At 56.7% G+C, this 12,574-nt stretch carries 11 protein-coding genes; 5 read left to right on the top strand and 6 right to left on the bottom strand.

Features of this window, described 5'->3' with window-relative positions; translation table 11 throughout:
- Window positions 1-2: 2 nt before the first annotated feature.
- From kaiB to H8B15_RS06150, 4 genes are read left to right on the top strand one after another with little or no spacing between them, the layout of a single operon-like run.
- Entirely contained in the window at window positions 3-332 is a 330-nt protein-coding gene (gene kaiB / locus H8B15_RS06165; protein ID WP_425489786.1) for a circadian clock protein KaiB, read from the top strand.
- A gap of 1 nt (window position 333) precedes the next feature.
- On the top strand, window positions 334-663 hold the full coding sequence (locus H8B15_RS06160) for a circadian clock KaiB family protein (protein ID WP_187318794.1): 330 nt from the start codon (window positions 334-336) through the stop codon (window positions 661-663).
- Window positions 656-2,389 carry an ATP-binding protein gene (locus H8B15_RS06155; RefSeq protein ID WP_187318793.1) on the top strand — a complete coding sequence of 578 codons (1,734 nt, stop codon included), beginning with the start codon at window positions 656-658 and terminating at the stop codon, window positions 2,387-2,389. The genes H8B15_RS06160 and H8B15_RS06155 overlap by 8 nt, the downstream gene beginning before the upstream one ends.
- Before the next feature lie 45 nt (window positions 2,390-2,434).
- Window positions 2,435-2,857: a response regulator gene (locus H8B15_RS06150; protein WP_187318792.1), complete on the top strand. Its 423-nt coding sequence runs from the start codon at window positions 2,435-2,437 to the stop codon at window positions 2,855-2,857.
- Window positions 2,858-2,867: 10 nt separating this feature from the next.
- Here the strand turns inward: H8B15_RS06150 and H8B15_RS06145 are convergent, their stop codons facing one another.
- The 6 genes from H8B15_RS06145 to H8B15_RS06120 all read right to left on the bottom strand — a co-directional run bounded on the left by H8B15_RS06145 (window position 2,868) and on the right by H8B15_RS06120 (window position 10,818).
- A complete protein-coding gene (locus H8B15_RS06145; RefSeq protein WP_187318791.1) occupies window positions 2,868-3,542 on the bottom strand; it encodes a hypothetical protein in 675 nt (224 codons plus the stop codon).
- 60 nt (window positions 3,543-3,602) lie between these two features.
- The gene (locus H8B15_RS21235) at window positions 3,603-7,535 is read right to left on the bottom strand and encodes an SNF2-related protein (RefSeq protein WP_343069133.1); all 3,933 of its coding nucleotides are present in this window, start codon (window positions 7,533-7,535) and stop codon (window positions 3,603-3,605) included.
- A 234-nt stretch (window positions 7,536-7,769) separates the two neighbouring features.
- Complete coding sequence (locus tag H8B15_RS06135) at window positions 7,770-8,999, bottom strand: FtsX-like permease family protein (RefSeq protein ID WP_187318789.1); 1,230 nt, start codon at window positions 8,997-8,999, stop codon at window positions 7,770-7,772.
- A gap of 45 nt (window positions 9,000-9,044) precedes the next feature.
- Window positions 9,045-9,422 carry a hypothetical protein gene (locus tag H8B15_RS06130; RefSeq protein ID WP_187318788.1) on the bottom strand — a complete coding sequence of 126 codons (378 nt, stop codon included), beginning with the start codon at window positions 9,420-9,422 and terminating at the stop codon, window positions 9,045-9,047.
- Window positions 9,423-9,474: 52 nt separating this feature from the next.
- Window positions 9,475-10,284 (bottom strand): class I SAM-dependent methyltransferase, encoded by an 810-nt coding sequence (locus H8B15_RS06125; RefSeq protein WP_187318787.1) that lies wholly within the window; start codon window positions 10,282-10,284, stop codon window positions 9,475-9,477.
- Window positions 10,285-10,380: 96 nt separating this feature from the next.
- The gene (locus tag H8B15_RS06120) at window positions 10,381-10,818 is read right to left on the bottom strand and encodes a ribosome-binding factor A (RefSeq protein WP_187318786.1); all 438 of its coding nucleotides are present in this window, start codon (window positions 10,816-10,818) and stop codon (window positions 10,381-10,383) included.
- Between the two features lie 190 nt (window positions 10,819-11,008).
- Between H8B15_RS06120 and H8B15_RS06115 the strand changes: the two genes are divergently transcribed.
- Window positions 11,009-12,469, top strand: a complete 1,461-nt coding sequence (locus H8B15_RS06115) for a hypothetical protein (protein WP_187318785.1) — start codon at window positions 11,009-11,011, stop codon at window positions 12,467-12,469.
- The last annotated feature ends 105 nt before the right edge of the window (window positions 12,470-12,574 follow it).

Below are 12,574 nucleotides of genomic sequence, written 5' to 3'. Positions count from 1 at the left end.
CCGTGGAAAATGCACTTGTTGCCACTACCCCCAGTATGGAGAAGGAAACCTGGGAGCTGCGCCTTTACGTAGCCGGACAGACTGCTAAATCGGTCACTGCCCTGAGTAATTTGCAGAAGTACTGCGAGCGGTACCTGAAAGGACGTTATCAATTGGAAGTGATTGACTTACTGAAAAACCCGCAGTTGGCAGAGGGCGACCAGATTCTGGCCATCCCTACCCTGGTGCGCAAAGTACCCTCGCCCATTCGGCGCATTATCGGCGACCTGTCGAACCAGGAGCGGGTGTTGGTGGGGCTGGATATCCGGCCGCTGGAGAGCCCCGAGCAATAGCATGGGGGCCGACCAACCGCCGACGCTTGCCGAGGCCGAGTACGTTTTTCAACTGTTCATTACCGGAGCTACGCCCAACTCTACCCGCGCCGTGCGCAACCTCAAAAGCATTTGCGAGCAATACCTGGCGGGCCGTTACGAGCTACAGATTATCGATATCTATCAGCAGCCGCTGCTGGCCAAGCAAGAGCAGATTATTGCGGCGCCTACCCTGGTGCGCAAACGCCCCTTGCCGGCTCGCCGCCTGATTGGCGACTTATCGGAGCGGGCGGTGGTGCTAGCTGCGCTGGGCCTGCCCGCCCCCCCTGCAACCGACGATGAAAATGCCTGAGCCTGAGGTGAACGTAACGGCGCTGAAAAGCGAAAACGAGGAGTTGCGCCTGCGCTTGCAGGAGGCAGAAGACCTCATTTCGGCGGTGCGCACGGGTGCCGTAGATGCCCTGGCCATTCAGGGGGCCGACGGGCCGCGCATCTTCACGCTGGAAGGGGCCGACCAGGGTTACCGCACGCTGATTGAGCAGATGAATGAGGGCGCCATGCTGCTCAGCCAGGAAGGCGTGATTCTGTATGGCAATGCGGCGCTGGCGACGCTGTTGCGGCAAGGGTTGGAAGACATTATCGGCACTACCTTCGCTGCCTTCGTGCCGACGGATTTTCAAGCGTCCTGGCAGGCTATAGTGGCGAAGGGGTGGGATGCTGGGAAAGGCAAAGGCGAGCTGCCGCTACGCACTCCGGCCGGGCAACTATTGCCGTTGTCATTGTCGGCCAATATGTTGCATTTCAACGGTGGGCTGGTGTTGGCGTGCATCCTGACCGATTTGTCGGCCCAGCACGAAATCAAAGCTATTCAGGCACTGGTAGCCGAGCAAAATGCCGAAATCAGCAGGCAGCAGCAAGCGCTGAAAATCCAGGAAGCCGCCCAGCAGCGCATCGAGCAGGCCGCCGCCGAGGTGAGCCGCCTGCTGGAAGGTATTCCGCAAATTGCCTGGACGGCCAATCCGCAGGGCGTTACGACTTACTTCAACCGCCGCTGGTTTGACTACATAGGGCAGAGCGGTGGCCAGCCGGAACAGGTGTGGTGGTACAACTACCAACACCCGGCCGACAGGGATGCTGCCGCCGCGCGGTGGCAGCAAAGCCTGGAAACCAACCACGTATTTGAAGCGGAATTTCGCCTGCGCAACCATGCGGGCAACTACCGGTGGATGCTCAGTCGCGCCCTACCCTCCTACAACGAGCGCGGGGAGCTGATGCAGTGGATTGGCACCTGCACGGATATTCACGAGCAGAAGATGACCCAGGTGCGTATTGATCAGGCACAGAAGCAATTGCAGGAAAACAACGCCCAGCTACAACGCGCCAACATCGACCTGGATAATTTTATCTACACGGCCTCGCACGATCTGAAAGCGCCCATCAGCAACATTGAGGGCTTGTTGCACGCACTTCTGGAAGAGCTACCTAGCGCTGGCCCCAACCAACCAGAGCAGTCAGTAGCCGTTCTGCTGACGATGATGCAGGACTCGGTAGACCGGTTTAAGCGCACGCTCGACCACCTTACGGAAGTCACCAAGTTGCAGAAAGAATACGCGGCGCCCACGGCCTGGCTGTCGTTGGGCACTACTATTCAGGATGTATGCCTGGACCTGGCCCCACTGATGCAGGAGCTGGGCGTGCAGCTAGAAGTAGCCGTAGCAGATTGCCCGGCGGTGCTGTTTTCAGAAAAAAACCTTCGTAGTGTTGTCTATAATCTGCTGAGCAATGCCTTCAAGTACCGGGCGCCGGACCGAGTGCCGCAGGTGCGTATCTGGTGCGAAGCCACTAGCGAGTACCTCAAGCTAGCGGTGCAAGACAATGGGCTGGGCCTGAACCTGGCTACTCATCAGCACAAGCTATTTGCCATGTTCGAGCGATTCCATACCCACGTGGAGGGTAGTGGCATTGGGCTGTATATGGTGAAAAAAATTATGGAGAATGCCGGCGGACGCATCGAAGTGCAGAGCGAAGTTGGCGTTGGCTCTACATTTTCGGTTTACTTCCGACGTTGGTACACGTAATTCATTTCCTTCTGTATAAGCAAGCTCTATTCTTTACACACACTTATGGAAAAGCTAACCTGCGCCCTGCTGGTAGATGATGACCAGACCAATAACTACCTCAATAAGTTGCTGCTCAGTAGGTTGCAGGTGACTGATAAGCTATTGGTAGCACTAAACGGGCAGGAAGCATTGGCGCTGGTAGAAGAACATTGTCAGGAAGCAACGCCCTCATGCCCCGCTCTGATTCTGCTGGACGTGAAAATGCCCGTCATGAACGGCTTTGAGTTTCTGGAAGCCTACGCCGAACTGTCCCTACCTCAAAAGCACGCCATTATCATCGTGATGCTTACTACCTCCTTGCACCCGCAGGATATGGAGCGCGTGCAGAAGCTACACGTCGATGGTTTTCTCAGCAAGCCGCTGACTAAAGCCAAGGTAGAAGGTATCCTGGAAACGTATTTCCACCGCCATTTGCCCAAGGAGTAAGGTAGACCACCTACAGTGAATACGATAGGGTAGGCGTCAGCGTCAGCATCTCGAAGGTGCGGACTGATATCAAGTAGTAGCCCCGCGCTTTTATCCCCAATCGCAGGCGGGTATCAATGGGGCGGGAGTATTCCAGTCCGGCCACCACGCCACCCTCTTCGGGGTAGTTGTTACCCATGTTGCTCTCATCGATGGTTGTGTAGGGAGCACCGTAGGAATTGGGAGGGCCTGGGTAGAGAGTTTGCGAGGCAGTAGTCATATACAACAGGCCGGCGTGCACCTTGAAATCGGGCGTTAGGGCGCGCTCGTAGATGGCCTGAAACGCATTGTTGACGTAGCGCAGACGAAAATCGACGTATTGGGTAGTGCCCCAGTTGGTAAGGTAGGACAGGTGCTTTTCGTCCATATTCACACTGCGTGTGTAGGCTAGCGCCACCGCCCCAGCCTTGCCTACGCGGTAGGATACTTCACCACCGCCTGCCGTGCCCAGAAAGTTGACGCGCTGCAACTCATAGGGGGTATCTCTAAACGACGATGCGAAGAAGTTGCCTGCCGCCCCGTAATGCACCTGCACTGTAAAGCGGCGCGATACTGGCATCTGTTGCGCTTGGGCCGCTTGCCCATAGCCCAAAAGTGCCAGGCACATCACCCAATATAATTTGCTGCTAGTAGATAGTTGACCCATATAGTGTTACGAAGAGAATGTAGGTCAGCAAGATAGATAAATAGCAGAAAGGATATATATCTACCCCAGCAACTCCTCAATATCCTCCTTGGTCAGCGACTTGATGATGGCTTCATCGGTCGTAATCAGGTCCGTGACGAGCTGAATTTTCCTGTTTTGCAAGGCTAGGATTTTCTCCTCTACTGTGTTCTTAGTGATGAACTTATAAGTGAACACCGTGCGCTCTTGCCCAATGCGGTGGGCGCGGTCTACGGCCTGGGCCTCCACGGCGGGGTTCCACCACGGGTCGAGGATGAACACATAGTCGGCGGCGGTGAGGTTGAGACCTACGCCGCCCGCTTTCAGCGAAATCAGGAAAATGCGCAGCTTCTCATCTTCCTGAAAGCGAGCTACTTCTTTGTGTCGTTCGCGGGTGTTGCCGTCGAGGTAGGCGTAACGCAGGTTCTTTTCGTCCAGCGCATGGCGTATAATATCCAAGTGCTTCACAAACTGGCTGAACACTAGCACCTTGTGGCCCTCGGCTACCACGTTGCGCAGCATGCGCACCACCTCGCGCAGCTTGCCCGACTCATGCTCGTAGTCCTCGTGGGCCATGCGCGGGTGGTTGGCAATCTGGCGCAGCTTGGTGAGACCCTGCAACAGCATAAACTGGGTGCTGGCCGTGCCGTGCTCCTCAATGTTTTGCAGAATCTTGTTGCGGTAGTAGCTCTTGGTTTCCTCGTAGCACTGCTGCTGCTCCTCCGTCATGGGGCAGTAGCTGAGGTTTTCGATTTTCTCGGGCAACTCGGTGGCTACCTGGGCTTTGTGTCGACGTAGAATAAACGGTTTGATGAGCGTGTGGAGGCGTCGCATCTTGCCTTCGTCCTTGCCTTTCTCAATGGGCTTAAGAAATTCCTTGCGGAAAAAGTGCTGCGTGCCCAGCAGGCCGGGGTTGATGAACGACATCTGCGACCACAAATCCATGGTGCTGTTTTCCACCGGCGTGCCCGTCAGGATGAGGCGGTGGCGCGAGTGCAGACCGCGCACGGCCTGCGAGGTAGTGGAGCTAGGGTTCTTGATGGCCTGCGACTCGTCCAGAATCACGTAGTCGAACTTGTAGGTTTTCAGCAGCTCAATGTCCAGGCGCACAATGCCGTAGCTGGTCAGCACGAGGTCGTAATCCTGGAACTGCTCCACGTTTTTGTCTCGGTAGGTGCCCGTGTACACCAGCACCCGCAGGCCCGGCGTAAACTTTAGGGATTCTTCCAACCAATTGTAAATCAGGGAGGTAGGCATTACAAGCAACGAAACGGCACCCGCCGCGTTGCCACTTTCCTTGCGCTGAAGCAGTAGGGCCAGCGTTTGAATGGTGTTGTGCGTGAGCACAAAGTTGTCGGTGACGTACAGTCGGTCGGGGGCATCTACCGAAATACACTGCGCCAGCATAGTTCCTACCAACTCCACCGATTTGATACCACGGTAGGGCTGGTATTTGGTCTTGGGTCGGTACAAGATGGCCTTGCGTTGCAAGCGGAAAGGTACCAGATGGGGCGGTAGGCTCAGAGTAAGCGTGTATGCTAGCAGACCGGTTCGCTGCTCGCCATTGTGCGAGTAAGTAGGCACTTTGCTAGACTGCCGTACCGTACCGCCCAACGACTGCACCAGGAACGTAACACCGGCAATCAGCCCGGTAGAAACAGACGTGAACTGGCACACGTCGCCTGTGGCAGATACGTAACCGTCGGTATCCATCAGGCCTTGTAGCACGCTCAGGCGCGTTGCGGCGTCATTGAACAGATACGCCTCGGGAATGAACTTGTCTTTGGAGCCTTGTCCCTTTAGCCCCAGCTCTTTGATGCGTTGCATCAGCGCGTTGGTCCAGCCTACATCCTTCACGAATACGTGGTCATAGCTCCCCTCCTTCGACCGCACGCGCAAACCGTCGGGTAGGGCGGCGGCAGCATAATTCACTATTTCCACGTCAGCGGTAGAGAGGCTGATGCTGTTCTGACGGAAACACCCATCGCCGAGTAGCAAGCCCAGGAAATACGGGTCGATGGGTATGGGCTGCGGCGCAAAAGACACTGGCGCTACCATCGGCACAAACCATTTGGTGTTGCCGTGGCGGTCTTGCAGGTCGTGGCGCAGGGTTTCCAATGCTTTCACCTGGTAGCCTTGGCCGCGATACTTCTGCACGGGACTTTGCACGGCCCAGAGGTGCTCGGCGCAGCACTCGGCCGTGGCACCATCGGTGAAAGTCACCCGGAAGATTTCTTTCTCGCCCTGCGGAAATACACCTGTCACGCGCGAATGGCCGCCGGCAGAATTCACAACGACATCGCCTACCTGCATATCGCCCATTTGCTTCCATCCCGTAGGCGTCAGGATGTTAGCGTGCAGCGGCTGGGCCTTGCCTAGGCCCATATCGTCGGCCAGGCAGCCGCCGAAATGGTAGTCCTGCACGAAGTGCAGCCAGTTGTAGCCAGCTTTCTGGTAAGGGCGCAGCGTGCCTCGGAAGCCGTCGGGCATGGGCTTGTCCTCCACGGCCTCAAACTCGCGCAGCTTTTCCAGCTTGCGGGTCATGGTCACCTCGGCCAGGTTGCCGCTCTGCAAATCGGTTACCAAGGCCAGGTGGTGCTTGCGTAGCGAAAGGCCCTGCTCGTGCTCCTCAGCAAAAGCGAACAGCTCCAGATATTGTGTAAACCACTCCTCGGGAATGATGGCAATCTGGCCGTTGGGTAGGCGGTACTCGTGGCGCTTGTTCAGAATATAAGGCCGCAGCTTGATAAACGGCACCTCAAACTCGCCAAAATGCACAGTGCCATGCACATCAAACCAGTCGTTGGTTTCGGTGATACCTACCTGCACCGTTACCTCGCCAATAAAATAATCCTTGCTCGAGGTGTCGCCCTGCTGCACTGTGAAACCCAGGCGGGCAAGGTCGTCGGCGTGCAGGTGCAGCCAGCGGAAAGCCGTGGCTTTGTCCAGCACGGCGTGACCGTCGCGCATTTCCAGGGCACGGTCCTGCAACGCCCGAACCAACTCCTGCTCTCGCTCCAGATTGCGAATCAGGCGATGAAACACGTAGCTGTCGTCCGTCTTCTCCAGTCGCACGCACACTTTTTTGTCGTGGCCGCGGGGCACCGTGTGGCCGCCGTACTGAAACGAAAGGTCGAAGTGAATGTGGCTGGTGGGTGCGGCCACAGCGGGTGCCGTATCGGTTGCCGGCCGCCGGCCAGGGCCACGGGTAGGCGGTTCTTGCTCCACCACCACAGCAGTAGCCACGTCCGAAAACGTGAGGCGGGGCCGCGCCAGGAAGCGCTCCGATTTGATGTCGAAGCCGCGTGCGTGCACGTCGAATGACTCCACCAGCGGCGCTACAAAGCGTTGGTAATAGCTGTCTTCTACCTGCCGCGGCACCACGATAAACTTCTTATTCAGAAAAGGTTGCAGCTTCTTGCCGTCTACCTCGTTACGGAAGTGGTAGAGCCGGTCGTTGAGGAGCAACCAAGCCGGCTGCGCGCACACAATCACGGCATTTTTATACTGAAAGTCGAGCTTCTGGCCCTGGTATTGGATGGTAGGAAAATAGTGCGTGTTGTCTTCGTTGCGGCGGAAGTGAAAGAGCACGTTGGCTGGTTCGGGGGCTACCTCAATCTCGTGCCAGGTCGGCTCGCCGTCTTTGCCCATGATGAACACCTGCTTGCCCGCCAGTCGCTCCAGAATCTGGGCCATGCGCTCCTGCACATAAGTGCAAATGGCATTTTGTAGGTTCTTGTCGCCCTTCTCTCCGTCAAATATTTTGAGGAAGAAGTCGGCGGCAGTGATTTTCTTCTTCGGCCAGAACTCCTTAATCACTGCATCCTGCTGAATCTGATCGGTCAGCCCTACCAGTTCAAAATCGGTTTCATCGAGGCCATCTGCAAACTCCGGGGCGTTTTTGGCCGATACGGTTTGGTGTTGCAGCGTAAGCTGGCCGCGTGCGTTGCGCTGCACTACGTACGACTCAAACAAGTAGCCTAGGTATTCGTGTTCGAGTAGTGAATAAACGATCTGAAAGGGCTGTAACGTAGAGACTTTCATGATTGGCGGCAGTGATGCAAAGATGAAAGTAAGGACAAATGGTAAAATGTGGTTATTCTGATAATTTATTATTAGAATAATTATATAAAACCATAAAATCTCCTTACCCCTTTGCTTGCGGCAAAGCAGGACATTAGTTGCGACACTACAGCCGTAAAAAAGGGGTTATAAATTGTCGCGCACGTCTAGGCGTGCCGCGTTCAGAGCCGGCCGAATAGACACGGAAATGGTAATGACAATAATGGCCAAGCCCGTCAGCACAATGTCGGTGGCCTGCATTTTCACAGGGTAGGAGTCCACCACGGCTGTGGCCATACCCATCGAGACAAGGTGGAAGGTTTGTTGCAGCCAGCAGATACTCACCCCTAGTACCAGGCCCGTGATGGCGCCCACCATCGCCACAATGGCGCCTTCGAGCAGGAAAATGTTGCGCACAAGCTGGGTGGTAGCGCCCATTGCCCGCAGAATAGCTACATCCTTCTTCTTATCTATCACCAGCATCGATAGCGAAAAGAAGATGTTGAGCGAAGCAATCAGCAGGATGAAGGCGAAGGTGATGAACACAAACATCTTCTCTACCTTGATGGCTTTGAGCAAGCTCACGTGCTGCTCGTCGGAGTCGAGCACCTGAAACTTGGAGCCGAGTAACTGCCGCAGCTCCTCCTTCACGTCGTCTACGGAGTGTTGGTCGCCCACACGTACTTCCAATGAGGTGCGGCGGTTGCCGTAGAGTAGCAAGTCGCGGGCAAATTCCAGCGGCACAAAGATGTAGCTGTCGTCGATGCGCTGCTCGATCAGGAATACGCCACCGGCCAGAATAGCCTGCTCGTTGAAGGCCGTTTCCGGGTTCATCGACAGCAGCTTTTTGCCCGTGTTGCGGGGGTAGAGAAGGCGCAGGGGCGAGAGGCGGTTGTCGAGGGCAATGCTGAGCTCGTGCTGTACGCCGGCGCCCAGCAGGGCATAGTCCTGGCCATCGCGCACAAGGCGGTGGTCACCTTCTACAATAGCCGAGTCGATGTTGCTCTGAGCAAAGTAGTTTTCGCTCATGCCCTTCATCTTCACCACCATCTGACGGTCGTGGTACTGGAGCAGGGCGTTGTCTTCAATGACTTGCGTGACAAGCGCCACGCCCGGTACGGCCGTGATGCGGTCGATAAAGGCGCTATCAACCGGAAAGGACTTGCCCTGCACCGCCGAAATCATCAGGTCGGGGTCTGATTTGCCGTAGAGGCCGCGCACGAGGTCTTCCAGGCCGTTGAACACCGACAGCACAATGATGAGCGCCATTGTGCCCACGGCCACCCCTACCATCGAAATGTTGGAGATGATGCTGATAATATTGCGCTTCTTCTTCGAGAAAAAGTAGCGCCGGGCAATGAGCAAAGGAACGTTCACGTGCGGGCGTGGGTAGGGCGAAGCGGGAGACTGAATAAGGAAGCGCTAACTGGCGCGCCGCATGAAATCTTCGAGGCGGCGCAGACGCTCTTCGTGGTTATTCGACACAGTTTCTTTCAACTCCCGCACGTCCGTTTTAATAAGACGTAATTCCTGTAAAATAGCCAGATTCACCTCCTCCTGACGGGAGTTGAACTGAACTTGGCGGTCGTTAAACTGCTCCTGCCGTGCGTTGAATTGCTCCTGCTTGGCATTAAAACGTTGCTGCTCCTGATAGATTAAATCCATTTGGTTCAGCATCCGGGTTTGCATGTTTGCTACCGTACCCAGAATTTCGTTTGTCTTGTCAATTTGAACCTGTTGCCGGTCCATGCGAATCAGCATTTCTGCAAGCAGCTCGGATAAGTCGTTTTTATTAGCCATTATCGTATAAGCTAGAAATATACGCCAAGATACGCTACCCCCGGCAAAACCGCTACTTCCAGGCTTTTACGATCAGGCCGGTGCCAGAGTCGTGGGTGGTGCGGGCATCAAACCAGTTGAGCAGCAAGCAAAAGGGAAATACCAGCAGGTAGTAAAACGGCAGCAGCAGGAAAAACAGCCGCGACTTGCCCAGCATGAGAATCGGATACTTCATGCTCATGCGCCAGGAAATCTGGCCCGGCTCCCCGTAGCTGTAACGGGCCTCGATGCGCTCAAAACCAGCCGTGCGCAGCTTCTGCTGAATCTCATGGATGTTGTAGCCGTCGCGCACGTGCTCTTCAATAAAGCTGGTTTCGCCGTCGCCGTGCACGTCGGAACCGCCCTGGTCGCTGGGGGTAGAGATGAGCAACATGCCGCCATCCTTGAGGGAGGTGTGAATGTTGCGAAACACCTCCACGTCTTCCAGAATGTGCTCCATCACGTCCACCGATAGGGCCAGGTCGAAGCTGTTGGGCTCTTGGTACAGCACCAGATCCTGCACGGCAAACTGCACCTGCGGCCGACCAATCTGCCGGAAAAAGTTGTTGGAATCGGCTACTTGCTCCTCTTTCACATCCACAGCCAGAATTTGCCACTTAGAGCTCAGCCCGCTCAGCCAGTAGGTGTATTGCCCGTAGCCAGCGCCGGCATCCAGGATGGTGAGTGGATCCTGGGTGCGGCCTCTGGACCACTGGCGCAACTCGCGGTGCACGTGCCAGGTACGCAGTAGCAGCAAATCGAGCAGGTGATAGAACAGGCGCCGCAGCCACGGCGTGCGGTTGAACACGTTGCCCAGCGAGCGTTTAATCGGGTCGTAATGCAAGTGGTGAAATGGTGAAATGGTGAAATGGTGAGTTTAATGGTTGAATAGCGCAATAGTTAGCAGCGAAAACTCACTATTTCACTATCTCACCACTCACTACTCATCTTCGTCGGCGAAGAGGCGGGGGCGGGGCGGGGTGGGCTTGGCAGTATCGTCCTCGTCGGTGGGCGCGTCGGCGTCGGTGGCCGGGATGGTGAGGCCACCGAATACTTGGTCCATGTGCGCGGCGTAGGCGGCGCTGTCGTCGAGGAAGAAGCTGAGGGCCGGCACCACACGCAGCTGCTGCCGAATGCGCTTAGCCAGGGCCAGGCGAATTTCCTTGCCGCTGTCGCGCACTTGTTCCAGCATGGCCTCGCCATCGCCTACCAGGAGCAAGCTCAGGTACACGCGGGCAATACCCAGGTCGGGCGATACGCGCACCGTACTGATACCGGGCGCCAGGCCCGGAAACAGGTGCGGCAAGTCGCGCTGAAATACGGCCGCCAGCTCTTGCTGGAGCAAGCTGGCTACTTTTTGCTGTCGTTTGCTTTCCATAGAACAGGCAAAGATAGGTGATTGGGGTCTTGTTTGGGGTCTTGGGGTCTTGGGGGCTTAGGGTCTTGGATTTTATTTTCGCATCCCAACTTCCCTACCCAGTTCTACGTGGCTTTGTAGGCTTTTGCCAGGTAGTTTATTGAATGGGTGGTCTTGCACCTGCTACTTTTGTAGGCCAGGGGGATAGTTGATGAGTAGAACATCAACCAAGACCCCAAGACCCCAAGACCCCAAGACCCTGCTCCAATTCTTTAAAAGTCCGCTTCCCTCGCGCTTGGTGGTGCTGCTACTGGTGGTGCTGGCCGTGCGTGTGCCGCTGCTGTGGCTGGGCGTGCCGCTATCGGCCGTAGAGCTGCACGCGTTCCTGATAGGCGAGCGGTTGCACAGCGGCGCCGTACCCTATCGCGACCTGTACGACAGCACTGCCCCACTAGCCAGCGCCTTGTATGGCCTGCTCGAAGCCGTGGGGAGCCGGCCGCTGTGGCTGTATCGGGCGCTGGCGCTGGCGCTGCTGGTGGTGCAGGCCGTGCGCCTCAACCGTATCCTAAACCGCGCCGACGTGCACCCCGAGCGCGGCTACGTGGCGGCCCTTACCTACCTGCTGGTCGCCAGCGTCACATCCGACCTGGATATTCTGTCGCCATTGCTGGTGGGGCACACGCTGGTGGTGTATGCGCTCAGTGCGTTGCTGCCCACCTCGCGCGAGGGCTACGACAACCGCCGCCTGTTTCAGGCGGGGTTTCTGCTGGGGCTGGCGGCGCTGTTCTACCTACCGCTGGCGCTATTTCTGGTGCTGGCTCTGTTTGCGGTTATCATCTTTGCAGCCAACTCCTTCCGAAGCTTTTTGCTGCTGCTGTGTGGCTTCTTCTTTCCGTACGTGGTGGTGGGCACGGTGCTGCTGTACGCCGATGCGCTGCCGGCCTTCTCGCAGTTTCATCTGCGCCCTACCCTGGCGGGCCTCACGGCCGGCGCTGATGGCATGCCCCGCCTAGTGCAGTTGCGGCTGCTGGTGCTGCCGGGCGTACTGCTGGCAGCGGCGCTACTACGCACGTTTGCCACTTCGCTGGGACTGGTCTTTCAGGTGAAATTTTTGCAGCTGATGCTGGTGTGGCTGGTAGTCACCATCGCCATTATCGCCGTTGGGGATGGTAGGGCGCCCGGTACGCTGGTGCTGGCGCTGCCGCCGCTCACCTATTTCGGGCTGTTTTTGTGGCAGCGGGCGCCGCGGCCGTGGCTGCTGGAGCTGCTACTATTAGTATTGATAGGGACGGTGGTAGGCATCCGCTACCGGAGCGTGCTGCCCTTCGGCAACTTACTGCCTATTCCTGCTGAGGCCTCTTTTGCTGTGCAGCCTAACCCTGCCTACGCCAGCGTGCGCAACCAAACGCTATTGGTACTAGGCACCGACCGGCGGCCCTACCTCGCCAACCGCCTCGCCACGCCCTACCTCGACTGGCGCCTGGCGCAGCAGGATTTTGGTCATCTCAACGAGTACGCCGCCGCCTTCCGGCTGGCACGCAACATGCGCCGCCCTCCAGTCTACCTCATCGACGAGCATAACTTACTGCCTGAGCTGCGTTACAAACTTCCCACCACCTTCGGCCGCTACAAGCCCACTAGCACCCCGCATTTGTTTAAGCTGGTGAAATAGTGAGATGGTGAGTGGTGAAATGGTGAGTGGTGAGATGGTGAGTTTGATGTTCTGACGGCGCCACTTGCGCGAACTGTGCCGTCAGAACATCAAACTCACCATCTC

Source organism: Hymenobacter citatus (assembly GCF_014333615.1).
GTDB classification, from domain to species: Bacteria; Bacteroidota; Bacteroidia; order Cytophagales; family Hymenobacteraceae; genus Hymenobacter; species Hymenobacter citatus.
Note: the sequence above shows the minus strand (reverse complement) of the source record. Positions and strands in the feature narration are given on the sequence as shown.